24 protein-coding genes and 1 pseudogene are annotated in these 22600 nt (G+C 69.9%); 9 read left to right on the plus strand and 16 right to left on the minus strand.

Annotated features, from left to right (window positions below):
• On the minus strand, positions 1 to 2921 hold a 2921-nt coding region (locus N4P33_RS07780; protein WP_260825570.1), incomplete at its 3' end, for a BTAD domain-containing putative transcriptional regulator.
• Positions 2922 to 3228: 307 nt separating this feature from the next.
• On the opposite strand from N4P33_RS07780, the gene N4P33_RS07785 reads away from it, so the two are divergent.
• On the plus strand, positions 3229 to 3879 hold the full coding sequence (locus N4P33_RS07785) for a hypothetical protein (protein WP_260825571.1): 651 nt from the start codon (positions 3229 to 3231) through the stop codon (positions 3877 to 3879).
• Positions 3876 to 4961, plus strand: a complete 1086-nt coding sequence (locus tag N4P33_RS07790) for a hypothetical protein (protein WP_260825572.1) — start codon at positions 3876 to 3878, stop codon at positions 4959 to 4961. The genes N4P33_RS07785 and N4P33_RS07790 overlap by 4 nt, the downstream gene beginning before the upstream one ends.
• 33 nt (positions 4962 to 4994) lie before the next feature.
• Here the strand turns inward: N4P33_RS07790 and N4P33_RS07795 are convergent, their stop codons facing one another.
• Positions 4995 to 5390 (minus strand): hypothetical protein, encoded by a 396-nt coding sequence (locus tag N4P33_RS07795; RefSeq protein WP_260825573.1) that lies wholly within the window; start codon positions 5388 to 5390, stop codon positions 4995 to 4997.
• Positions 5391 to 5502: 112 nt separating this feature from the next.
• Positions 5503 to 5931: an ATP-binding protein gene (locus N4P33_RS07800; RefSeq protein WP_260825574.1), complete on the minus strand. Its 429-nt coding sequence runs from the start codon at positions 5929 to 5931 to the stop codon at positions 5503 to 5505.
• A 237-nt stretch (positions 5932 to 6168) separates the two neighbouring features.
• On the opposite strand from N4P33_RS07800, the gene N4P33_RS07805 reads away from it, so the two are divergent.
• The gene (locus N4P33_RS07805) at positions 6169 to 7020 is read left to right on the plus strand and encodes a helix-turn-helix transcriptional regulator (RefSeq protein ID WP_260825575.1); all 852 of its coding nucleotides are present in this window, start codon (positions 6169 to 6171) and stop codon (positions 7018 to 7020) included.
• Positions 7021 to 7027: 7 nt separating this feature from the next.
• Positions 7028 to 7231: a DUF397 domain-containing protein gene (locus N4P33_RS07810; protein ID WP_260825576.1), complete on the plus strand. Its 204-nt coding sequence runs from the start codon at positions 7028 to 7030 to the stop codon at positions 7229 to 7231.
• Between the two features lie 89 nt (positions 7232 to 7320).
• Here N4P33_RS07810 and N4P33_RS07815 read toward each other — a convergent pair whose 3' ends face one another.
• Positions 7321 to 7554: a hypothetical protein gene (locus tag N4P33_RS07815; RefSeq protein ID WP_260825577.1), complete on the minus strand. Its 234-nt coding sequence runs from the start codon at positions 7552 to 7554 to the stop codon at positions 7321 to 7323.
• 326 nt (positions 7555 to 7880) lie between these two features.
• On the opposite strand from N4P33_RS07815, the gene N4P33_RS07820 reads away from it, so the two are divergent.
• Entirely contained in the window at positions 7881 to 8462 is a 582-nt protein-coding gene (locus tag N4P33_RS07820; RefSeq protein ID WP_260825578.1) for a hypothetical protein, read from the plus strand.
• Between the two features lie 15 nt (positions 8463 to 8477).
• Here N4P33_RS07820 and N4P33_RS07825 read toward each other — a convergent pair whose 3' ends face one another.
• From N4P33_RS07825 to N4P33_RS07870, 10 genes and pseudogenes are all read right to left on the minus strand, one after another.
• On the minus strand, positions 8478 to 8939 hold the full coding sequence (locus N4P33_RS07825) for a TadE/TadG family type IV pilus assembly protein (protein WP_260825579.1): 462 nt from the start codon (positions 8937 to 8939) through the stop codon (positions 8478 to 8480).
• Positions 8936 to 9367 (minus strand): TadE/TadG family type IV pilus assembly protein, encoded by a 432-nt coding sequence (locus N4P33_RS07830; protein WP_260825580.1) that lies wholly within the window; start codon positions 9365 to 9367, stop codon positions 8936 to 8938. Before N4P33_RS07830 ends, N4P33_RS07825 begins: the two co-directional genes overlap by 4 nt.
• Entirely contained in the window at positions 9368 to 9823 is a 456-nt protein-coding gene (locus N4P33_RS07835; RefSeq protein ID WP_260825581.1) for a TadE family protein, read from the minus strand.
• Positions 9824 to 9840: 17 nt separating this feature from the next.
• The gene (locus N4P33_RS07840; RefSeq protein WP_260825582.1) at positions 9841 to 10107 is read right to left on the minus strand and encodes a hypothetical protein; all 267 of its coding nucleotides are present in this window, start codon (positions 10105 to 10107) and stop codon (positions 9841 to 9843) included.
• Positions 10108 to 10181: 74 nt separating this feature from the next.
• Positions 10182 to 11093: a type II secretion system F family protein gene (locus tag N4P33_RS07845; RefSeq protein WP_260825583.1), complete on the minus strand. Its 912-nt coding sequence runs from the start codon at positions 11091 to 11093 to the stop codon at positions 10182 to 10184.
• Between the two features lie 11 nt (positions 11094 to 11104).
• A complete protein-coding gene (locus N4P33_RS07850) occupies positions 11105 to 12061 on the minus strand; it encodes a type II secretion system F family protein (RefSeq protein WP_399028980.1) in 957 nt (318 codons plus the stop codon).
• 41 nt (positions 12062 to 12102) lie between these two features.
• Positions 12103 to 13410 (minus strand): CpaF family protein, encoded by a 1308-nt coding sequence (locus tag N4P33_RS07855; RefSeq protein ID WP_260825585.1) that lies wholly within the window; start codon positions 13408 to 13410, stop codon positions 12103 to 12105.
• Positions 13411 to 13589: 179 nt separating this feature from the next.
• Positions 13590 to 14474 (minus strand): annotated as a pseudogene (locus N4P33_RS07860) (hypothetical protein); the annotation flags it as partial.
• A gap of 18 nt (positions 14475 to 14492) precedes the next feature.
• Entirely contained in the window at positions 14493 to 15218 is a 726-nt protein-coding gene (locus N4P33_RS07865) for a hypothetical protein (RefSeq protein WP_260825587.1), read from the minus strand.
• A 456-nt stretch (positions 15219 to 15674) separates the two neighbouring features.
• Positions 15675 to 16232 carry a hypothetical protein gene (locus N4P33_RS07870; RefSeq protein ID WP_260825588.1) on the minus strand — a complete coding sequence of 186 codons (558 nt, stop codon included), beginning with the start codon at positions 16230 to 16232 and terminating at the stop codon, positions 15675 to 15677.
• Positions 16233 to 16410: 178 nt separating this feature from the next.
• On the opposite strand from N4P33_RS07870, the gene N4P33_RS07875 reads away from it, so the two are divergent.
• The 4 genes from N4P33_RS07875 (at position 16411) to N4P33_RS07890 (ending at position 21075) form a co-directional block, all read left to right on the plus strand.
• Positions 16411 to 17127: a hypothetical protein gene (locus N4P33_RS07875; RefSeq protein WP_260825589.1), complete on the plus strand. Its 717-nt coding sequence runs from the start codon at positions 16411 to 16413 to the stop codon at positions 17125 to 17127.
• A 5-nt stretch (positions 17128 to 17132) separates the two neighbouring features.
• On the plus strand, positions 17133 to 19238 hold the full coding sequence (locus tag N4P33_RS07880) for a hypothetical protein (RefSeq protein WP_260825590.1): 2106 nt from the start codon (positions 17133 to 17135) through the stop codon (positions 19236 to 19238).
• An 89-nt stretch (positions 19239 to 19327) separates the two neighbouring features.
• Positions 19328 to 19999, plus strand: coding sequence for a hypothetical protein (locus tag N4P33_RS07885; RefSeq protein ID WP_260825591.1), 672 nt, complete (start codon positions 19328 to 19330; stop codon positions 19997 to 19999).
• Positions 19996 to 21075: a hypothetical protein gene (locus tag N4P33_RS07890; RefSeq protein ID WP_260825592.1), complete on the plus strand. Its 1080-nt coding sequence runs from the start codon at positions 19996 to 19998 to the stop codon at positions 21073 to 21075. Before N4P33_RS07885 ends, N4P33_RS07890 begins: the two co-directional genes overlap by 4 nt.
• A 32-nt stretch (positions 21076 to 21107) precedes the next feature.
• Here N4P33_RS07890 and N4P33_RS07895 read toward each other — a convergent pair whose 3' ends face one another.
• Entirely contained in the window at positions 21108 to 21947 is an 840-nt protein-coding gene (locus tag N4P33_RS07895) for a hypothetical protein (protein ID WP_260825593.1), read from the minus strand.
• A 59-nt stretch (positions 21948 to 22006) separates the two neighbouring features.
• A complete protein-coding gene (locus N4P33_RS07900; RefSeq protein ID WP_260825594.1) occupies positions 22007 to 22585 on the minus strand; it encodes a hypothetical protein in 579 nt (192 codons plus the stop codon).
• Between the last annotated feature and the right edge of the window lie 15 nt (positions 22586 to 22600).

Below are 22600 nucleotides of genomic sequence, written 5' to 3' on the forward strand. Positions count from 1 at the left end.
CGCGGCGGCAGACCGCGGGCGCCGCCGCGGCCGATGAGGTCGGTGGCGAGGGCGGTCAGCCGCTCGGGGTCGCCGAGCGCGTGGGTGGCGCGCAGCAGCTCGTTCCACAGGCGCTCGTCGGCCGGGGCGGTGCGCAGTGCGGCGTTGAGCGCCTCGATGGCCTTCTCCGCGCGGTCCTTCTCCATGTGGAACTCGGCGAGCGCGAGTCCGGTGTCCGCGACGAGCAGCGGCAGCTGGGCGTCGACGATCTCATGGGTGAGCCAGCGGTAGCGGCCGGCGGGCCGGTCGGCGAGCAGCGGCCCGCGCACCAGGACGAGCGCGTCGGTGAGCAGCCGCCCGCGCACAGCCCGGTTGCCCACACCCCGGCCCTGCGTGGCCTCGTGGTAGAGGGACCGCAGGACGTCCAGGTCGGAGACGACGGACTTGGCGAGGACGAGCCGGCCGGTGTCGTCGGTGCGCAGGCGGGGCGTGCCGTCGGGGTCGGTGCCGAGCCAGGCGCGCAGCCGCTCGATGAGTGCCTCGCGGACGTCGTCGGTGACCCCGCGCGGCCACAGCGCGGAGGACAGCACGCGCGGGTGCACGCCCTCGCGGTGCAGGAGCAGCATCGCGAGCGCCTCGTGCAGCAGGGCGCTGCGCTCGCCGTCCGGGGCGTCGAGGCCGATGATCTCGTACGAGCCGACCAGGCGGGCGTAGACGGCGGGCCGTCCCTGCTCGCTGACGTCGACGAGGAACGGCGGGGTGCTGGACGGGCCGTCGGGCCCGCGTTCGGGGTCGGCCTCGACGAACAGCTCGACCACCGCGCGCTGCTGGGCGGTCGGCAGGAGCTGGGCGTCGAGTTCGAGGCCGAGGAGCGGGGCGAGCAGCCTGCCCTCGCCGGTGATCTCCATCTCCCAGGCGGCGCCGGGCAGTTCGCCGGTCTCGGTGCCGACGAGGTAGCCGATGCCGAGGCGGCTGGCGTCGGCGGCGAGTTCGGCGAGCTTCACGGCGTCCTCGGGGGACGGCACGGCGGCGAGCAGGACGAGGTGGGGGGCCCAACGGGTGTGCTGGGCGGGCCCGGTGCGGCCGGTGAGCACGGAGTCGTGCCCGGCGGCGCCCAGCGCTCCCCTCCGCTGCCGGGTCTCGGCCTCCATGGTCTCCAGCAGCGCCTCGATGCCGTCGAGGTGGCGCAGCCGGTTCGGGGCGAGCGGGGTGAGGTCCTCGCCGAAGCCGACGAGGGTGATGGTCATGCGGTCCGACCAGCCGTTGGTGGCCAGCTCGGCGGCGACGGAGGCGAAGACGGCGGCGCGGTCGGCCTCGCGGCCGGAGAGGGAGACGAGGCCGGGCACCGACTCCAGGTTGAGCAGCAGCCGGGAGTCGTCCATGGTGCCGAGGCTGACGAGGCCCGGGTAGGGGGCGGCGGTGTCGGTGTCCTCGTACCTCTCGGCGTCGTCCTTGGCGAGCATCCAGAACGTCTGGTCCTGCCCCAGCTGCCAGGGCGTCGGCGGCTTTCCGGCGGGCTGGGCGAGCTGGAGGTGCAGATCGCCGTTGCTGAGCCAGGCCGCGTAGACGGTCGGCAGCGGCCGCGACTCGGCGGCGAGGGAGGCGGCGAGCCCGCGCAGCGACCGGTCCAGCAGCCGTACGCCCTCGGGGTCGGCGCCGACGAGGAGCGCGTCCTGCGCGTCCTGCGCGTCGCCGGTGGGGGTGGGGGGCTCCATGCCGCGCCGCCCGGTTCCGATGCCGCCGAGCGCCGACTGCCACAGGGCCTGGCGGCGCCGGTGGCCGAGGGCGCCGAGGAGGCCGGCGGCGAGGAGGGGGGCGCCGAGGAGGGCTTCGGGGAGGCCGAAGGAGTCTTTGTGGGCGGGGGCGGCGTGCTGCGGGGCCTGCTGGTGCCCGGCGTTGTCGTGGGCGGTGCTCTCCTGGGCGGGGGCGGGCCGCTGCTCGGGCAGGGAGATGGGCGAGGAGCCACCCCCGGTCTGCGCCTGCGCCTCTTTCCCTGTCCCGGTCTGCGCGTAGTCGTGGATCTGCTGCTGGACCTCGGGCGAGACGGCGGGCGCCTCATCGGGCATCTCGACCAGCTCGCCACCGCGCGCGTCGCCCGGCATCTCCATGATCCAGCCGGGCCGGATGAGGCTGGCCTCGGACAGCTTGGAACCGTCGGGCTGCGTACGGTCCTTGTTGAGCTCGAAGATCTCCTTGTAGCGGCGTCCGTCGCCGAGGTGCCGCTCGGCGATCTCCCAGAGGGAGTCGTGGTGGCGCCCCTCGGGCGGCTGGATCCGGTAGAACTTTGTGTCCCCCTGCTTGGCGCTCCCGTCGGCGTGCGCGGCGGCGTGGGAGGCCTGCTCGGCGAGCGCGGCGGCGGCACCGGCGGCCTGCTCCTGCTGCTGGGCGAAGAGCCCGGGCGTCTGCTGGGCGGCGGCGACGGACGGCTTCTGGTTCCCTTCCAAGCTCTGTCCCAGGGCGCTGAGTCCGGGCGTGAAGCTGGCCGCGGTGGCGCCGACGAGGAGCAGCGCGGCGACGAGCTGCCGGGCGAGCAGCTGGCTGGGCCCGGCGCCGGGCACCCGCCCCGGCACGCCGACGCCGGACAGCGCGGCCTTCATCTCCACGAGCACACAGGCGGTGAACTGCGCCCAGGCGAGCCAGACGACGAAGGTGAGGATCCTCAGGAACGTCTCGGTCGTCACCGGCTGCCGCAGCCACTCCATGGGCTCGAACGAGCTCGGCAACGGCCACCCCGCCTGTGTGGCGAGCGCGAACGGAACGCCGACGAGCAGCACGAGCAGCGCGACGAACGCGAGAAACGCCTTGAGGAAGTCCCCGAACGACCGCCGCCGCACCCGCACGGGCTGCGGCGTCCGGTTCCGCGGCACGGCGGAACCTCCCGCGGGGCTTCCCGACGAGCTTCCCGTCGAGCTTGACGGGCTTGAGGTGCGGCGTCGCGGCATGGCGGGTGTCCTGGTGTGGTCGTGTGGGAGGAGCGTGTGCTGCTGTGGGGTGTGGCGGCTCACGGGTCTGCTGAGCCTACAGAGATCTTATTGACTCGTATGGCCGCAGTCGAAGCACCGAGGCGGCGGCCGGAGTGAGACGACCGCCACCGACAGCGTCGCACGGGGCGACTTCATCCCCTTCGCAACCGCTACGCACCAACCTCACGTCCCCCACACAAGACCCCATTGCCTCTCAACTCGGCATCTCCACCCCCTGATAGCTTCGTTCTCTGTTGCACACAGCCGAACCAGGGGGAGACCGATCGTGGCCCGCCGCACCCTGTCCACGACCACCGCAGCACTGACGACAACCGCGGCCTTGCTGCTGACGGCTTGCGGGGGTGACAGCGACGCACCGGATGACATCAAGGGGGCGGACACGGGCGGCAGCCCTTCGGCTTCGACGAGCTCCGGCGCCGACTCGGGCCGTCCGGACATGAGCCTGCCGAGCTACCTGAAGGTCGAGTTCGAGGTGGATCAACCCTCCGACAGCCGTCACGCGGCAGCCCTCGACAACGCCAAGAACTACATACTCGCCCTGAATCACGGCATCACCGCCCAGGACCCCGAAGACCCGGCATATCGGTTCTATTCGCTCGGCAACGCTACCCAGTACGCCAGGAAACAGATCCAGTCCTGGGTCGACGACGAATGGACCGCTACCGGAACGGACGACTACTACGACGCCAGGACCGACGACGTCGCGAGTTCCGGCGGCGTACTCGTCACGATGTGCCGGGATCAGAGCAAGTTCTACGGCAAGAACGTGAAGACGCGGAAGATCAGGTACACGAAGGAAAGCCTCAACGACTACCAGGAGTTCCGGCTCCTGATGAAGCCGCCCCAGGGGGGCCAGAAGATCTGGAAGGTCCTGCAGATCGAGGTGCAGGGTCGGGTGAAGGAGTGCCGGCGATGACGTCCGCGCGGCACATCCTCAGCGGTACCGCAGCCCTGACTCTGATGGCCGCGCTGTGGTCGGGGAGCAACGCCCACGCAGCCGGCCCCGGCGACAACACCACGGTGCCGCCCGCCGATCAGCCGAGCGGTGGCACGGACGGCAAGGGAACGCTGTCAGCAGGTGTGTCCAGCATCCGCATCTCGTATCCGAGCGGCGGGAACGGTGGCGGCAGGCAAGGTGGTCTCGCCGCGATCGACCCGAACTGGAAGCCTCCTGCTTGCTGGTACGAGCCCGCCTTCACGCCCGAACAGCTCAAGAAGTTCGTGGACACGGACGGTGGCGGCGATGTCGGCATTCATGAGTCGTGGTTCGGCAAGGAACTGTGGACCGACCACTACCGGGACGGCAAGCCGGCGGAGAACTTCGACCTCCACGCACCCGCCAACAGCACGGCCGAGGGATACAAGGACTACAACCTCGGCAAGGACGGCTACTTCTGGCGGGGTGTGGCCCCCGACTCGTCGGATCCGGATTCCTGGGACTGCGGACGCATCATGTTCTGGGTCGACGCGGGAGAGATCCCCGACGATCCGAATGCTCCGACCCCGGAGATGCTCGCCGCATACGCGTACAACGCGATAAAGGTCCCCGAGACCGAGGTCGAGCTGAAGCCCGAAGCCAAGTCCACGGTGAATCTGCCGACCTGGGTGTGGCTGGACAAGGGCACCTTCAAGGAGGTCAAGGTCCGCGCCGAGTTGCCGGGCACCGGCCTGTGGGCGGAGACAACGGCCAAGCCGATCGCCCTGCACCTCGACCCCGGTACGAAGGACGCGGAGACCTACCCCGCCTCCGGCGACTGCGAGATCAACGAGGACGGTTCGATCGGCACGCCGTACACCAAGGGCAGCGCCGACATGACCCCACCCTGCGGCATCCGCTACCTCCGCGCCTCCAACGGCACCCCGTACCAGCTCAAGGCGTCGATCACCTGGCAGATCTCCTGGGCGGGAACAGGCGGCGCGACCGGCGACCTCCCCGACGGCACCTTCGAGACGACCCAGGACATGAACGTCCAGGAGATTCAGTCGATCAACCGGTGAACCGGGCTCACGCGTGCAGGTCGGCCTCGTCCATCAGCCGACAAGGCCGACCGACACGAGTCCCCCACCCGCGGCGACCGCACAGGCAACACTCCGCTGCCACGCGGCGACGCGCGCGGCATGCCCCCGCGTCGCCATCACCATCACGGAGTTCGCGGCGAACGCCGGCAGCAGGACGCCGAACATCGCGAACGCACCGACCGCCGGCAACGTCAGCTCAACCCCGGTCACCACGGCACCCGTCACCATCGCGACCACGGCCACCGCGTACAGCAGCCCCGCCACGTGCGTGACGTCGTCCCTCTTCAACGGAGCGGGCCCTCGCCGCTCGGCGTGCTCCCAGTGGCGCCGCTCGGTCCCGACCCGCGCCGACACGATGACCACCACTTCCACCACCAGCGCGATCACCGCCACATCCTCGACCGTCATCACGCACCTCCCTCACCTCGGCGGCCGAACCCGAATCTACGGCCGGGATGATCACGTTTGTGGCTTCTTGAGCAACATCAGAGGTTGATCTGCCCTGGGACCGATCGACGCATCACGCCGCGACAAGGTCACACCACACGTACTTGCCCCTGCTGCCGTCCCGCGCGAGCGGCTGCCAGCCCCACAGGTCGGAGCAGGCCCGCACCAGCGCGAGGCCCCGCCCCTCCTCCGACTCCGTGAGCCTGTCGAAGCAGCCCGGTGGGCCCGGCGGTTCCGGATCCGCGTCCCAGGCCCCGATCCGCAGCACACCGGCCGACCAGCGCACCCGGAGCGCCGCGGGCCCCTTCGCATGCCGTACGGAATTGGCGACGAGCTCCGCCGCGAGCAACTCCGCGGTGTCCGCGAGGCCGATCAGCCCGTGCATCGTGAGGATCAGCCGAACCGTGCGGCGACAGACGGTGACGGCTCGTACGTCGTTCGGGATGGACAGGGTGTACTCCCAGGGTGCTGGGGCGGTCTCTTCGACACCGGTTTCGGGCATGCGTGAACTCCCTTCAGGGGAAGGGGGATTGACTCATCGGCGGTATCGCGGGCGGTGGCTTCGCCGCAGCCGTCCTGGCATGACGGAGCGGTGCGCTTCCGGGGCCCCCGCGTCGCCGCACTGTGTGCGTCGCATCACTGACCGTAGGGCCACAATTTGGGACGTCGCAAGTCGTTGCCATAATCTCCACCCCGAACGTGTCACTGCCTCCCGGAAGTTGGAGGCGAGGAGGAAGCCATGCCGCGCAGGCAGCAGGCCACCGCACGCCAAGCACGGCTGGGCGCCGAACTGCGGAAACTACGCGAGGCCGCCGGACTCAAGGGGCGTGAAGCGGCGGCACTGCTCGGCACCGACTCGGCGCAGATGAGCCAGATCGAGGCCGGCGTGGCAGGCGTCAGCCAAACACGTGTACGGCAGCTCGCCGCTCATTACTCGTGCACCGACGAGCAGTTGATCGAAGCGCTGGTGGACATGGCGACCGACCGGACTCGCGGATGGTGGGAGAAGTACCGGGGGCTCCTGCCCACGCCGTTCCTGGACCTCGCCGAACTGGAGCACCACGGCGCCTACCGCATGGACGTCGAGTTCCTGCACGTACCGGGCCTCTTCCAGACCGAGGACTACGCCCGCGCGGTCTTCTCCTACCGGGTGCCCCAGCTACCCACGGAGGACCTCGACCTGCGCGTGCAGCACCGAATGGAACGCAGGAGGATCATCGAGGGCCCTCGGCCCGTTCCCTTCACGGCCGTCATCCATGAGGCGGCCCTGCGCATCCGCGTGGCGGACCGCACCGCCAGCCGCGCTCAACTCGGCCGCATTCTGCAGCTTTCTGAGGCGGACCACATCACCGTACGGGTCATCCCGTTCGACCTGGACGGCTTCGCCGGAGCCACCAACGCCATGATGTACGTAGGCGGAGTCGTCCCCAGGCTGGACACCGTCGTGCGGGACGCCCCACAGGGATCCTGCTTCATCGACTCGGAAGCTCAACTCACCTCCTATCGCACGCTGTTCCATATGGTGGAGTCCGTGTCACTCGACCCCGACCGTTCGCGTGACTTCATTCACCGTCTGACGAAGGAGCTATGAGGCAGCCGTGCCCACCCCCGACATTTGGCAGAAATCGTCGTATTCCGGCAGCGGCGACGGCAACAACTGCATAGAGATTGCCTGCTCCCCCGCCCGGATCTCCATACGCGACTCGAAAGTCCCCACTCACGCCCCCCTCTCCTTCCCCCACTCCGCCTTCATCTCCTTCCTCCAAACCCTCAAAACCGCCCCCCAGGGAAACAGGGCATGAGCTTTCGGGCGGCCAAAAAAACAGGGCAAGCGAGGCGAGAAGTAAATCCCGCCCCGCTTGCCCTCGGCGTCCCTGTGTCGGGACGTACGTCAGTACAGCGTCGCGCTCAGGTGGCCGTCCACCGAGACGCCCTGCGGCGAGACCGCGGCGCCGACGCCCGCGGTGAGGCCGAGGTTGCCGGCCTCGACGTGGACGCCCAGGGCGCCGGGCTCGGCGTGGATGCCGAGATTGAGGCTGGTGGCGACGCCGGCCTGGCCGCCGGAGACGAGCTCCAGGTCGGCGTCGGAGATTTCGGCGGTCTCGACCTGGGGGGCGAGGTTCATGACGCGATTCCCTTCATGTCAGCTTTCGGTGGCGGCACCCGCCCGATCGATCGGGGGATTCGCTACCGGCGATCTGCGCGAGCCGATCAAAGCACGTTCATGAATGAGCAGCCAGCCGTGAGGGAGCGATGCGGGAATTCCACGACGTCTCGAGGTCATCATTGTGAATTCCGCTTCACCGCCGGTCTCGAGTTCTTCACGCAAACCGGCCGTCCAGCGGGTTGCTCCCGTCCCTCACGGCGGTCGATCCGCGGTCATCGCCGGGCCTTGCGGCCGGTAAACGGCCTCCGCGTGAAATCTGTGCAGATCCATGGCAGGTTGGCGTCGTGAAGTTCGAGCTGATGCCGTACACCATTCGCCCCAAGAAGCAATTGCCGACGGCCGGAATCAAGGGAGAGGTCGGGCACTTCGGATCGGTCGTCGTGGCGCGCTGCCCGCTCTACCGGCCTCTTGAGAAGGGAATGGACACCGCGACGCTGAGCGGTCCCGCCTTCCCGGAGACGATCTTTCGGGGTAGGCGGAGGACGGGGCGTCCCTCGCTGTTCAAGGCCGAGCTGACGCTTGGCGGTCGCCGCGCTGAGCTGCGGTTCAACTCCCGGGCGCTGCGGAAGGCAGATCGCGCCCTGCGGATCACATACGGCGAACGGGGCTACACCTACACCGTGCAGGACCTCGGCATGGTGAGGATCCTGGAGAGGGAGGGAGTTCGGGTCTCGATCACACCCGGGCGACACGTCCCGCCGGCCACGACGTTCAGCGAAGGCACGGCCACCGGTCCCGTCGACGCGGTAGACCTGGCGATCGCCATCGTCCTCGAGGAAGTGGACACGGATGTCCTCACTCTGGGCGGAGCCTTGTCGTCCTCGCCGTTCGCTCTGCTGCAGTACTTCTCGGACCACGCCGACTGATGCTGTCCGGCTCGCTCAGCCGACCTCGTTCTCCGCGATCGCCTGGCCGTGGACCGTCACATCTCCGCCGTAGAACATGCCCGTGAAGACGGGGGCGTACGTCAACTGGACCTCGACCTCGACCTGTTGTGCGTTCGCCGCCACGCAGTGGGTCGCCGCGATGTCCGGGCCCGACATGTCCATCTCGCGGGCGAAGGCCTTCACGCGGGCGTCGCAGTTCTCGTAGTTGATCGGGGCCGGGCCGCCCACGTCGTCGTAGAGGGCCTCGCGGTCGATGTCCTGGGCGGCGTAACGGGCCGCCTGTTCCGCGATGTCGGCCGCCCGCTCCCGCTTGGAGATGGACATGCCGCCGTCGATCACGAAGGCCGAGAGGGAGAGGAAGACGAGGGCGAAGATGATGACCGCGCCCGCGCCCGAACCACGGTCGTCCAGGCGTGAGAAGCGGTTCAGCAGCCACGCATGCAGCGCGTCTCTCACGCCGTCCTCCGGTACGGATCCAGCGGCGAGCTGAAGCTCGACGTCAGCGTCGTCGGGATGTCCAGGCCCAGCATCGCAAGGCCCCGCACCTCGCAGCTCACCTCGACCGTGAAGATGGTGTCGGGCTCGAAGCCCGGGCTGGTCTGGACGACGGTCACCGGGCCCGCGCAGACGTCCGCGAGATTCGCCTCCGCTGCCTTGCGTGCCTCCGCCATCGCCGTCGCGTGGTCCTTCTGGATGGAGCCCGCGCGTGCCGCGTCGCGCGCCGCACCGTCCAACGCGCCCCGCCCGTCGACCAGTTGACCGAAGGCCACCAGCACCAGGATGAACAGGATCATCACCGGGGCGAGGATCACCACCTCGACGGTGGACAGGCCCCGGTCGTCGTCCCCCCGGACCGCGCGGGTGCCGAAGAGAGGGAACTCCATCTACGGCTCCTCCTGCACGAAACGCTCCACCGGGCCGACCGACTGCGCGTGCACCGTCAGATCCAGGCCCGGGAACACCGTGGGAATACGCGCCGTGACCTCCACGCCCACCGTGTTCTGCTCCGGCTGGAGCATCTTCACGTCCGGCGCCAGCACCAACTGCGGGCCCAGTTGCCGGATATAGCTGTCCACGACGTCCCGCGCCTCGCCGCGCCAGCCGCCCGGCTCGGCGTCCGCCGTCGCACGCGCCTTGCGGGCGCCCGCCTGCGCCGCCGCCTGGGCGACGTGATCGGCGAAGAAGTACAGCGCGAACTGCACCGTCGCGAAGATCATGAAGAACAGCACGGGCGTGAGCAGCACGAACTCGATCGCGGACATGCCGGAGTCACCGCGGGCGGAGGCGGCCTCGACCCGTCGGCGTACCCAGCGGCGTACCCGGAGGGCGCGCGTGGACATCGGCGTCGTACGTCCGGTCAGCAGGTCTTGCCCGCGTCCGCGCCCTTGATGCAGTCGCCGACCTTGTTGGCGCCTTCGCTCAGCGCGGCGTTGATGATGGCGGCCACGACACCGACGATCGCCACGACGACCGCGGAGATGATGACCCACTCCACCGCGGAGGCACCGCGGTCGAGTTCGCCGGAGCGGGCGCGCTCCACGCGGGCCCGCATGAAGGTGACCAGGAAGTCGACGGCGGGGATGCCGGTGTGGAAGGTACGGCCGTGGAAGGTACGTCCGTTCATGACGCGTTGTCCTCTCGAATTCGGTGCACGGAAAAGACGTAGGGCTTAAGGAGACACGTTCAGGGTCACGGTTCTCACACCTGGAACACCCGCATCGCCGCCGGGAAGATCAGGAACACGAGGAACCCCGCACACAGCAGCAGCTGCGCCACGAGCATCGACTGGGACTTCTCGCCCGCGCTGCCCTCGATCTCGGCGAGTTCGCGGTGCCGCATGGTCTCCGCGCGGGAGGCGAGGGACTCGCGGACCTTGGCTCCGTCGTCGGCGACGAGCGCGAGGGAGGCGGAGAGGTCCTTCAGCTCCTCCACGCCCAGCTCCTCGCCCAGCTGTCCCAGCGCCTGCCACTGGCTGATGCCGGTGATGCGGGCGTCGGCGAGGGCGTTGCGGATGCGGTGACTCGCCCAGCCGTCGGACACCTCGGCCGCCGCCATCAGCGCTTCGGGCAGACCGCGCCCGCCGGCCAGGCTCATCGACACCAGGTCCAGATAGGCGCCGATGACCCGGCGCAGGTCGCGCCGCTTCTCGGCGGCGTCCCGGCGTACCTCGAGGTCGGGCAGGAAGAAGAAGACGACGGCGCACAGCAGCGCCAGCCACACCGGAATGATCGGGCTCTTGCTGAAGCCGATCGTCCAGACGACCGCGAACAGGAACGGCCCGAAGAACAGCCCGCCCGCCGCCAGCAGCACCTTCGTCGCCAGGAACTTCTCCCAGCTGCGCTCCAGCACCGCCAGGTCGGCCCGCAGCGAGCGCTGCTCCCAGCCCTGCTGCAGATAGAACTCGGCCACCCGCGCGCCCACTTCGGCCCGCAGCGAGCCGAAGCGTCCGCTGTCCTGCCGCGCCGAGCGCGCCGACTCGTAGGCCGCGCCGCGCGCCCGCATCGCGTCGATCCGCGCGACCTGCGAGATCGCGCTGCGCCTGGTCGGCATCAGGGCGCGGACCAGGACGTAGACGCCCAGGCCGACGATCGCGCCGACCACGATCGGCATCGTCAGTTCCTTCACCGCCGTACCCCCTCTTCCTGCGGCAGCTGCTGCGGTGAGGCCGCGGCCCCGACCGTGCTCCGGGGCCGGACGAACTGCACGGCCGCCTCGTCGCGCACCAGGAAACGCTCCGGCGTCTCGATCGTGGACAGCTTGCGCAGCCACCAGAAGCCCAGCGCGAACAGCCCGCAGACACAGGCGAGGACGAGCTGCCCGACGGCCGTTCCGTACGGCTCGACGAAGTCGCGGTTGAAGATGGACAGTCCGAGCACGAACGCGATCGACACGGCGACGACGATCTGCACGGAGCGGCGGGTGGACGCCCGCTGCGCCATCACGCGCTGCCGCATGTCGACCTCCTCGCGCGCCGACTTGGCGAGCGCGCCGAGCACCTGCCGCAGACCGGGGCCGCGCAGCCGGGCGTTGAGGATGAGCGCGGCGACGATGATGTCGGCGGAGGCGTCGTCGATCTCGTCGGCGAGCTGCTGGAGCGCGTCGGGCAGCGGGGTGCGGGCGCGCAACCGGTCGACGAGAGCGTCGAGATGCGGGCGCAGCACGGGCGCGGCGGCGCGGGCGGAGGCCGGGATGGCCTGCTCCAGGCCGACGGCACCGGCGATGGTGTCGCGCAGCGACTCCGTCCAGGAGGCCAGCGCCTCCACCCGCCGCATCGCGGCCCGCTCTTCGGCGGCGCCGCCGAAGAGGCGGTCCCAGAAGAAGACGAGGACGGCGGCGGCGATGCCGGCGACGGCCCATCGGGTCAGCAGCAGCACGACGAGGCCGACGATCGCGGCGAGCGAGCCGCGCCGGCCCGCGAACCGGATGAGCTCGTTGGCCCGTTCGGTCGCCTTCTGCTTCTCGTGCTCGGGCTTGGCGGGCAGTCCGCGTACGGCGACGGCGAGCAGGGCGAGGCCGCCGCCGACGGCGACACCGCACGCCAGCGCGTAGAGCACGGTGGTGGAGAACAGCCCGCCCATGGAACCGAGCGAGCCGAGTGCGGCGAGCGTCATCGTCCCGGTCACCCCCACGTTCCGCTGGGCCGGTAGCCGTGTGCCATGAGTTCCTCCAGGCAGGCAAGGGGGGCGTGCGGCACGACCCGGCCGTCGGGAGTCTCCGCGAACACCTCGCTGGACAGCACCCGTCCGTCGACGCCGTTGACCTCGCGGACCGAGGTGACCATGCGCTGGAGCCGGCCGCCGTTCTGGAAGTCGTTGCGCCGCTGGATGAAGACGACGAAGTTCACCGCGCCCGCGATCAGCATCTGGCTCGCCTCGATCGGCAGCCGTTCGCTGGCCTGCAGGGCGTAGGTGGAGATGCGGTTGAAGACCTCGCTGGAGCTGTTGGCGTGGATCGTGGACAGTGAGCCGTCGTTGCCCTGGGACATCGCGTTCAGCATCGTCACGATCTCGTCGCCGAGCACCTCACCGACGATGACGCGGGAGGGGTTCATACGGAGACTGCGGCGGACGAGTTCCGCCATGGAAATGGCGCCCTGCCCCTCGGAGTTGGGCAGCCGCTCCTCGAACGCCACGACATTCGGGTGCAGTTCGGGGAACTGGTCGAGCCCGAGCTCCAGGGCGCGCTCGACGGTGATGAGCCGCTCGTGCGGCGGGATCTCGTTGGCGAGGGCGCGCAGCAGCGTCGTCTTACCGGCGTTGGTGGCGCCCGCGATCATGATGTTCTTGCGGGCGCGGACCGCACAGGCGAGGAAGTGGCCGAGCTCGGGAGTGAGGGTGCCGTTCCCGACGAGGTCGGAGATGAACACCTTGCCCATGCGCGCGCGACGGATGGACAGCGCGGGGCGGCGCGCCACGTCCATCACGGCGGAGAGCCGGGAGCCGTCCGGAAGCCGCAGATCGAGCTGGGGGTTGGCGGAGTCGAAGGGCCGGGAGGACAGTCCGGAGTACGCGCCCAGCACCTGGATGAGCTCGATCAGCTCCTCGTCGGTCTCGGCGACGGGCTCGCCGCGGACCTCGCGGCCGTCGGAGTAGCCGACGAAGACCTGGTCACAGCCGTTGATGTCGATGTTCTCGACCTCGGGGTCGTCCAGCAGCGGCTGGAGCCGGCCGACACCGAAGAGGGCGGCGTGCACGGCGGCCGCGTACTGCTCCTCCGTCTCGGCGTCCAGCGGAGTGCGGCCCGCGTTGATCTCGGCGCGGGCGTACTCCTCGAGTATCTGGGCTATGACGGCACGGGCGTACTGCCGCTCGTCCTCGGTGGACATCGGCGTGACGCCGTTGACCTGGTCGAGACGGCGCTGTTCGGCGATCCGGTCGCCGGCGTCCTGACGGAACCGCTTGACCAGCTGGTGATCGACAGCGGTCATCGCCCGGCTCCGGCGTGGCCGGTGACGGGGCCGCCGCCGTGGGGGTGGGCGGCCTGGGGGTTCTGGGGCTGGTACTGCTGGGCGTGCGGGGGCTGGGGGTGCGAGACCTGCTGCGGGGGCTGGGCCTGGGCGTGCTGCTGGGCCTGGGGCTGGGCCTGGGGCTGGGGCTGGGGCTGTACGTGCTGCTGAGCCTGAGCCTGCTGCTGGGCCTGAGCCTGGGCCTGGGCCTGTGCCTGCTGGTGGTGCTGGGCGTTGGCGGAGGCGGTCCAGGCGGCGCCGTACTGCTGGTACAGGTCGGCGGTCACCTTGCGGGCGGAGCGGATCAGCAGCGACTTGTCGAGCCGGCCGCGCCTGCGGCCCGCGAGCTGCTCGGCGCCGGCCGGGTCGTCGGCGAGGGTGCCGACCACGCGGGCGCCGGTCTGGGCGTGCACGAGCATGTCGTTGACCTGGGAGGCCAGCTTGGCGGCGTTGCCGGTGTCGGCGACGAGGACGACGCCGATGGCCGGGTTGCCGAGGTTGGCGGCACCGCGCGGGCCACCGTGCAGCTTGGTGGCGAGGGCGGCGGCACGGTCCCGGACGCGGGCGAGCGCCTCGGGCTCGGTGCGGGAGATGAGCAGGACGAGGGCGGCGTGCGGGAACAGTTCGACGGCCGGGGTGTCCCCGCTGATGCGCCCGCAGTCGGCGATGACGTCGGCGGGCGCGTGCGGGGAGTCGGCGAGCGAGGCGAAGGCACGGCCGAGGGTGGGCCACAGCCCGGCGAGCCCGGCGGCCTGCTCGGCGATGCCGAGGCCGACGAGCACTTCGAGGCCGCCGCTCAACGGCTGGACGTGGTCCCAGAGTTGGTCGGGCACGAGGCCGCGGCGGGCGGTGGCCGCGATGGAGAGCATGCCGGTGTTGGGGTTGAGCGGCCCGCCGTGCGCGGCGGCACTGCGGTAGACGAGGTCACCGCCCGCCGGGTCCGTCTCGGCGAGCAGCACGCGCCGCGGCCAGACCGCCGCGAGGGCGACGGCCGCGGTGGTGACGCCGGGGGAACCCTTGTCGGCGGCGAGGGCGATGAGGGCCATGGGTGGGGTGCCGCCTTCTCAGTTGCCGGGGACGTGCACGATGGCGACCTCACCCGCGGCTGCCGCCGAGGCCAGCGCGGCCGCGTCGGCCTGGTCGACGAGCAGGGTGAGCGTCTTGCTGCCGGTGCTCACGGTGGAGTCGCTGTCGTCCTTCACGGTGTTCACCCGGGCGTCGTCGACGAGGGCGCCGCCGGAGGAGGAGCCGGTCGCCCCGGAACCCGCACCGTCCGAGTCGTCGGAGCCGGCACTCGTGCCGCCGACGCGGTAGGCCGCCACGACGTCACCGGACTTGATGTCCGCGGGGTACTGCCCCTCCTTGAGAGCGAGACCGACGGACGCCTTACCGGCGGGCAGACTGCTCTTCTTGCCGAACATCTGCCCCTGGACGACCGTCTCCGGGTAGATGGTGGTCTTGGCCTTCAGCGTCTTGAGGGTGTCCAGCTGGCTCCAGAGGACGTAGTTGATGCTCTCGTCCTCGGCCACCATCACGGAGGTCACGTCGCTGTCGGTGACGGACGCCCCGGCCTGGATCTCGTTCTTGACCTTCACGACCTCGATACGGTCACCGGCCTGCAGCACCAGCATCGTCGCGCCGAGCGCACCCACCAGGATCAGCAGCACCGCCAGTGCGGCCAGTGCGGGTTTGCGCTCGCGAGGCGGCGTGGGAAGCCGGTCACCGACCGACGGCTGAGCAGGAGCCGCGGAACGACCTGCGCCCGCCCCCGTACGCTCTTGGATCTTCACGCAACCGCTCCCCGTACACCCAAGACGATGTCTGCCAAGTTCTCAGAAAATTCGGACACTTCACCCGCGTCCACTCGCGCGCAGACATGCGGGACGCGTCGGACGTACCCTCCCGACCTGGGCGGATAGCCAACGCTGAGGTGAGTGTCAAGCCCTCGCACCGTATCAGCCGCTCATACGCCCCTCAAGGCGCACCCGACGTCATGAACACCACACGGCACACTGTTACCCGCCTGCAACTGCAGCCCCGTGAAACCGGGTTGACGCCTACCCAGACCCCCATGTCACGCCCTGTGCGCAAGCGAACCGCCAACGTGCCGCGTCACCGCCCCCGCCCGCCCGATTCGTCACGCCTCACCCATCAGCCCTGCACGATTCACTCACGAGAGTCCACCCGGCCCATGCCATGATCTTCGCCCGGAACGGTGACACGGGGGCTTCAGGAGCGACGGGCGGTCAGCCGTTCACCTGCCGTGCGGCACGACTCTTGCCCTTGCCCTTCTTCCGCAGCTTCCGCATCCGGTCCCGCTCCTCCGCCCGCCGGGCCTCGAGGACGCCCCGGCGCCACCGCCGGCCGAGCAGACCGAGGGCCGTCACGGTGACGACGTAGGCGAGGAAGGCGGTGCCGGTCCCCGGGACGTACTCGCAGGAGGACGACCGGCAGTTCCTGCCGCGCAACCCGCTGAGCAGCAACAGCACCGGCCCCATCGCGGCGACCCAGCACGCGGCGGTTCCCGCGGAACGAGCGGCCCGCAACAGCCGTGGCTCGCTGTCCCCGTTCGCGACCCCGGACCTGGCCAACGCACCGAACCAGCCCAGCACGCTCACGATGCCCAGCACAGCACCGGCCGCCCAGGCCCCGCCAGGAATCCCGACGAGCGCCGATATCGCCTCCCGCCCGAGCCACCGGGCGCCTCCGAAGAACAGCAGAACGACCACGAGACCGACGACAAGGAAGAGGACGAAACCCGCGACCCCCCACGCATCCCTCGCCCGAAACCTACCGCCGGCCATCTCAGCCCTCCTGCTCCCGATCCCGCGCACCCCGGCCACCCGATTCGTCACGCCTCACCCACGAGCCCTGCACGATTCACTCACGAGGGGCCGGGCGGCCCATGCCATGATCTTCGGTCGGACCGATGACGGGACACCGCAGCAGGCCCGTAAGCAAGCCCCTCGAGGAGCCCCCCACATGAAGCGCACCGCGCTGACCGCCTCCGCTCTGTCCGTCCTCGCCCTCGCCACGCTCACGGCGTGCGGCGGCGACAAGGAGCCGGACAACTCCACCGGAGAGCCGAGGCCGACCACCTCCCAGGCTCAGCAGGCCACTCCGGCCCAGCGGCTGGCCCAGCTGATGGTACGGCCGGCCAACGTGGACGGGTTCTCGGTGGACAAGCCCGATGCCGAGTTCGCCTTCGCCACGTCCCCTGAGGAGGTCAAGGTCGACAAACCGGCCTGCGCTCCCCTGGCGTACGCGATGAACCAGCTCCCGCTGGGGGACCCGACGGCGGACCTCACACGGGTGGTGTCGAAGAGCATCAGCGACGCACACACGCACATCACCCTGACCACTTACGAGACCGGGGCGGCGCAGCCCGCTCTGGCCGATGTGAGGAAGGCCCTGAGCGCCTGCGGCGACGGCTTCACGGCGAAGGCGAGCGGCGGCACCAACACCTACGACTCGGTCACCGAGGAGAAGGTCGCCCCGGCCGGCGACGAGACCCTGGGCTTCAAGGCGACGATGACCTTCCGCGGCATCTCGCACACCCTGCACACGCAGGTGGTCCGCAAGGCCGACGTCCTCGGCGTCTACCACTCGGTCGACGGCCTGGCCATCGCCCAGGCCAGGCCGAGCGACGCCAAGCTGTCGGCGGCGGTGGTGAAGGCACAGAACGCGAAGCTCGGGTGACGGCCGTGGCGTCCCTGACCTCCGTGGTGTCCAGCGGCATCGGCGCGAGGGCCGGCCGCCTGCTCCTGGCCCTGTGCGCCTGCGTCGCCGTACTGACGACCGCCGCACCGCAGGCCCAGGCGGAGCCGCAACCGCGCCCGCGGGCACAGTCCCAGGCGGCCTACCTCGCCGACCGCCTCCGCACCCACCCGGTCCACGTCACCGACCAACTCCCCCGCGAGGTCCCGCTCTCCCTCGCCGACGACTTCGCCCGCGTGGCGAAGCGCACCGGTGTCCCCACGTACGTCCTGGTCCTGCCGGGCCAGAGCGCGCGCGAGGACGGCCTGCTGGCCGAGGTGCACGACCGGCTGGGCCGCGACGGACTGTACGTGTTGATCGACGAGTCGGAGGTCACGGAGGCCCGGGCCCACGGCGTGCGCGTCCCGGCGGAGGCCGCCGCGACCGTCGTGCGCTACGAACTCCCCTTTGACGCGGGCCCGTTGCGTGCCTTCGAGCGCTTCGTCGAGGTCGCCACCATGGCCCCCGAGGACGCGGAGAAGCTGGCCGCGGCGGCGAGCGAGGCGTACGGGGAAGACGGCGGCCCCGCCGACCTGTACATCGGCCCGGCGGACCGCCGTAACCAGTCCTTCCTCACGGGCATAGCCGTCACCGGCGTACCGCTGTCGATCCTGCTGCTGGTCCCGTACATACGCCGCCGCCGACGCGGCCCGCCACCGGCGCGCGGCAAGAAGAAGTCCCCCGCCGGCGCCCCTCTGTGGCGTCGCCTGCTCCTGCCCACGATCGCCCTGCTCACAGGCGCGGCGATCGCCGGCACCGCTCCCCTGGTCTTCGACCAGACCCGCAGCAGCGCGGCCCCCACACCGTCCCCACAGGACATGTCCGCGCGCGTCGAACGCGTCGCGGCGGCCCTGGCCCGGGACCCGATCTACCAGGACCCGGAGAGCCCGCAGAGGCTCAGCCCGTCCCAAGTCACCCGCCTGCAGGCCCGTATCGACCGATTCGCCAGGTCGGAAGGCGGCGGCCCGGTCTACGTCACGCTGATGCCGCACATGCCGGAGGACGAGACCGCCGGTGACGAGGACCGCTTCGCCGCGGCCGTCCACGCCAAGCTCAAGAAGGACGGCGTGTACGTCACCGCGGACCCGCTGAGCGGTTACATCCGCGCCTTCAACCACGGCCTTCACGTGGACAGTTACGACCTTCTCTTCAACGTTCCCGAATCGATCGAGTACGGATCCGCGAAGGCGGATCAGGCCGAGGACCACCTCCTCGGAGAGCGCCTCGACGCCTTGATGACGTTCCTCGACGAGGTGCCGCGTACCGAGGAACCGCGCTACAGCGGCACACCGCTGTCCGCCCCCAGCCCCGCCAAGGAGCACGCCCTCCCACCGCTCTTCGCCACCGACTTCTGGCCGGGCCTGATGGTCGGCGCCCTGGCGGCGCTGCTGCTGCTCATGGTGGTGGCCGCGATGTGGCCGGTGGTCGCCAAGGCGGGCAGACGTCTCGGCTGGGGACCGAGCCCGGACTCGCGCGACGCGGCACCTCAGGCTCCGTCGGAGGCGTACCTGCGACGCGTGGCGCGGGCGGAACTCCGAGCGGCGGCCGCGGCCGTCAAACGGACGGCGAGCGCGGACGACGAGGACGCGAACCCGTCGGCGTACACCCGATCCCGCAACGCCCACGACCGCTACGAGGCGGCGAAGTCCCTGGCGGGCGCCGACACGTCCCGCCTGCGCGACCCGGCGCTGGACCCGGCCCACTTGCTGGCGATCGCCGTCCTGGCCCGCGCGGCACGAGCGGCCCTGGACGGCGACTCCAGCCCACGCTGCTGCGCGGTGAACCCCCTGCACGGCTCCGCCGTCACTCGCCAGGACGTCCGCGTGTCGCCCGCGGGCAAGAGCAGGCGCCTGCTCCCGGTCTGCGAGCCCTGCCGCGATGCGGCGATCGCCGCGCCTCGCGAACTCCCGGGCCGGTTCCTGACCCTGCCGTGCGGACCCGACGGCACGGCCCGCATCCGCTACGACGAGGCCTCGCGCCGCCTGCTGTCACCGCTGTCGAAGGGATACGGCGAGCTGGTGACAAAGGTGAAGGAAGCGGCGCATGCCGGCTGAGCATCAAGCAAGTTCGCGGTGGCGAAACCACGAACCACACCAGTACCGTCATTGCCCTTGACTGCACATCTGTCCCACGGGGAGTCACTGTGAAGCGCCGAACTTTGCCCGTTGCTGTCGCATGCGCCGCGACAACAGCCCTCCTGCTGACGGCCTGCGGAGGCGGGGAGGAGAAGGCCGGCGACAACGACAAGATCGCCGGCGCCGACCAGGGCGCGGAGACACCGAAGGAGTCCACGAAGCCCTCGGCGGCCCCGGCGGAGGACAGGCCGGACGGCGTGGATGTGTCCCTGCCGAAGGACATGAACCTGGTGTTCGACTGGGAGAAGCCGAAGGACAAGAACGAGGCGGCGGCGATGGAGGACGCGGCGAACTTCCTTCGGGCCATTTATCGGGGCGTCGACAAACGAACGACCAAGGACGCGGCGGTGACGGCGTACGCCACGGGCGAGGGGCTGCACTACGCGGAGGTGCAGATCAACGAGTGGATCAAGGGCGGCTGGACGGCCACCGGCACCCTGCGCCACTACGACGCCGCCACACGGTCCGCCGAGAACGGCAACTCGGTGGAAGTGGCGTTCTGCGCGGACTCGGGCAGGTTCTTCGGCAAAGAACTCGAGACCGGCAAAATCCTCAGGACCAAGCCCAGCATCGAGGATTTCGACCACTTCAAGGTCATCATGGTGAAGCACCCCGCAGATGAGGGCCTGTGGCAGGCATCCAAGGTGTTCGTCGAAACCAAGGCGGCGAAGTGCCGATGAGCCGATCGCGACTCGTACGCCTCAGTGCGGCAGCCTTGACGTTGGCCCTCGTGCCCGTCGCTCTAACGGAAGCCGCCTATGCGGCGAAGCCCGTAGGTTCTGGCAAGGGAGCCAGCACAGAGGAGACCGGCGGAGGCGACAACAGCGGCATCTACGCCGCCGCCCGCATCCAGTACTCCGGCTCTGTCGCCAAGAACGGCGGCACCGGGAACGTGACGTCCACCGACGTCAACTGGACGCCACCGCCCTGCTGGTACGCGCCGTACATGGGCGCCAAGGACTTCAAGAAGAAGATGTCCAAGGACATCGAGAAGGCCAAGAACACTCCGGGCATGGGTGGCACCGCGGGCTCGGCGGTCGGCGAGGTGGAGCGCCACTACGAGGACGAGTACGGCTGGACCGACACCCCCGGCTACAAGGACTACAACGTCGAGAACGACGGCAAGGGGATGTTCTGGGCGGCCGTCGAGAACCCCGACGAGCCCGACCCCTTGAAGCGAAGCTCGTGCAACGACCTCCCCTTCTGGGTGCCCAACGGCGAGGCCCCGCCGCCCCAGTACGAGGAAGCCATCACGCCCGAGATCCTCGCAGCCCTCGCCTACCAGCACATGCAGCTCCCGGACACCAAGGTGACCCTCGCGCCGGCGGCCGCCACGAAGGTGAACCTGCCAACCTGGGCGTGGCTCGACAAGGCCGTCTTCGACGAGGTCCAGGCCACGGCGGCGATCAACGTCCCCGGCTTCAACCTCCAGTCGACGACCACGGCCAAGCCGGTCTCCCTCAAGCTGGAACCGGGCACCAAGGACGCCGAGACCTACCCGGCCTCCGGCGAGTGCGTCATCAACGCCGACGGCTCCATCGGCGAGCCCTACGCCAAGGGCAAGGCCGACGAAACCCCGCCCTGCGGCATCAAGTACCTCCGCTCCTCGGGCGAGGACACCTTCAAACTCCAGGCCACCATCACGTGGGACATCACCTGGCAGGGCACGGGCGGCGCCGGCGGCGACCTCCCGGACGGCACGTTCGGCAATGACCAGGCGGTGACAGTCCAGGAGATCCAGGCCGTCAACCGGTGATTAACGGAGGACGGCAAAGGTCGCAGAGCTGCTCACCTCGGGGGCGGCGCCGTCGCGAACTCTTCCTTGGCCGGGAGCAGGTCAGAGATCAGCTGCCAGACCTCCTTGGCATCGGTCCGAACCAGCTTGAGCGGGGTTGTGCCATCCACCTGGCCGGGCAGGATCGGCTCGGCGGGCAGCTCACGATGCCAATAGCCGAGAGGTCCGCAGTCCCACACTGCGAATCCGCGCACCTGCATGGCGGGAGTCCCCTCATCGTGGCCCCGCCATGCGGCAGTCATCCGCCAACTGGCACGCATTCCGGCGATGAGCTTGGCAAGCGTGCTGAGTTGCGACTTCTGGGTGAGTCCGGCGTCCTTGAGCGCCTCCCCGATCCGGTTTACGCCTTCCTCGGCCGTCAGGTTACGGAGGCTGTCCAGGGTGCTCAGCCCTGCGTTCAGGACGGCCATGGTGGTCTCGATCACCGGCGTGGCGACCTGAACAGTCTCCTCGCCCTGGAGGTTGACCATCCGCGCCAGCGCCCAGACGAGCATGTTCGGCTCGAGCCGGACGTACTCGGATTCGTCGGAACCCGGCCAGGACTCGTGGGAGTAGACGTAGCCGTCGCCGATGGTCACGCCGTGGTGAAGGGTGCCGTGCTCACCGAGCGCCTCCACGTGCAGGACGACGGTGGGTGCTCGCAGGGTGCTGACCAATGGGCTCAGCAAGATGTCGAGGTTTCCCGCCTCGTCCATCAGGCCGGCGTCGCGCAGTTCGCGGTCGGCCTCGTCCAGTTCGGAGGGTACTTCTTCCCCTGCGATGCGATGACCGATGACGGCCAGGTGGCTCTCGGCGAGCCGGAACCGACCCCGGGTGCTGTCATATGAGGGCATTGGGTGTCGCTTTCGCTAGCTGCAAAATGTGGCGGCGCTGACTCAGGAATTCCATCGGGTCAATGGAAAATGTCCAGCCAATTCAACGACCTGCTGAAAAAGGCGCGAACGGCCCCGCCTCTGGTCAGATTGCGCGTATTGACGCCGCACATCACGGCGGCCAGGGCGAGGTCAGTGGCGTCGGCCGGCCCCAGGACGGTGAGAGTGGCCTTCTTCCGTGCACCGCTGCCATGACGACGGGTCCGGATCTCCACCCCGTTCCTGACCAGAGCCCGGTCCCGGTGCCGCGCGCTGGTCGCGAGATAGCGATACTCCCTCCCGGCAACCTGCATCCGGAGCGCTCTTCCCGCTCTGGTCTGTGCCCAGCGGTTGCGCTTGAGCCGGACTCCTGCCCCGCCGACATTGAGCTCTGCAATGTAGAGCGAGGGCTTGCGTCCGTAAGCCCAGCCCATGAACGAGGTGGCGGGCACAGTGTCCCCCTTGACCTCGGTGACGTGACGGTCGCCGTGCCGACTCGCCGGGTAGACCACCTCGATCCGGCCGAACTCGCCTACGGTCCCCCGGTACCCGAACTTCCAGGCCAGTCGATGGCCCGAGCGGTCCTCCCAGCCGTCTAGAGCGTACGTGTACTGCTGCATGGTTCCTTCCCCTCG

The organism is Streptomyces sp. 15-116A (assembly GCF_025290915.1).
Lineage (GTDB): Bacteria > Actinomycetota > Actinomycetes > Streptomycetales > Streptomycetaceae > Streptomyces.